2 pseudogenes are annotated in these 1,180 nt (G+C 28.2%); both read left to right on the top strand.

The annotated features are described in order from the left end of the window. Window positions 1–204 precede the first annotated feature (204 nt). A pseudogene (locus tag IDG66_RS14335) lies at window positions 205–327 on the top strand (DUF1433 domain-containing protein); the annotation flags it as partial. 114 nt (window positions 328–441) lie between these two features. Further along, a pseudogene (locus tag IDG66_RS12600) lies at window positions 442–1,070 on the top strand (ImmA/IrrE family metallo-endopeptidase). Window positions 1,071–1,180: the final 110 nt, after the last annotated feature.

The raw sequence follows: 1,180 nt of genomic DNA, 5'->3' as shown, positions 1-1,180 counted from the left end.
AAAGTCCTCCTGGGTATGTTTTTGTCGTTAAAAACATTGTACCGTAAAAGGACTGTTATATGGCCTTTTTACTTTTACACAATTATACGGACTTTATCTGCTTTTAGTTTATATATTTTTAGGAATTTTGAAGAAATGACATGAAAAAAATTAGCATTGGCTATGAAGAAATCTATGAGGATAGAATTTTTCATAGCCATTTTTTTAAAAGAGCAAGAAGTAAAAAATTGGAAAACCGTCGATCAAATAATTAAAAATGAACACTTAGTTAAAAGTGATTATGAAGCAGAACCACCGTTGTTCCTCTTTTCGGGATCGTTGGATTAGATTCGGTTGTACAGTATGATGAAAAATATTATAATAAATTTATAAAAAATGACATTTTATTTTGAAATCATGTCCCTCCGTTACATTTAGTAGTGGAGGGGTTTTATTTTAATAATGTTTACACCTATAGTTTTAAATTTATTAAATGATGTAGGTTCGATTTTTTAGTTAGGGAGGGGAATCAATTGAAAGTTATTGAGAAAGTTCATTATGAAGATATTTTAGAACCAGAAATAGTTCAATTAATTCAGCCATTAGTTAAGGACAAAATGGATCAACTTTTTATTACTTCTGAACACTTTGCTATTGACATAGACAAGCTATTATTTCAACTTAATTTAAAAGTTAAATATATTAAAATGGAGGGTAATACTTCGGGTTATTTAAGTGGAAGAACGATTTATATCAATAATAATCACTCGATTAATAATACAAGATTTGCAATAGCTCGTGAACTCGGCCGTTATTTATACAAAATTAAAGATAACAACGATAATAGTCTAAAGAATTTACATGAAATGATTTATGAAAGCGACGTAAATCAGTTTTCAGTCGACTTACTTATGCCTAAAAAGCAAATAGAGGCATTAGTCTATAATTTTTATGAAGTCAATAATATCAATTTAAGTTCTGGTTTATCTGAAAAAGAATGAAACAAACTATTGAACCTTATATCAACTAAGTTGGAAGTTTCGAAAGTAGCTGCTGGATTAAGGCTGTATAATTTAGGAATACATATTTGATAAATATTGTGAAAATCTAGTCGATTTATTAAAACCAAAAGAAAACTAATACAATTCAAGACCATGCAAACTCATTTATAAACATTGTCCGTTTAAAGATAGGTATGCGT

This window comes from Staphylococcus sp. EG-SA-18, from assembly GCF_017151825.1.
Lineage (GTDB): Bacteria > Bacillota > Bacilli > Staphylococcales > Staphylococcaceae > Staphylococcus > Staphylococcus aureus.
Note: the sequence above shows the minus strand (reverse complement) of the source record. Positions and strands in the feature narration are given on the sequence as shown.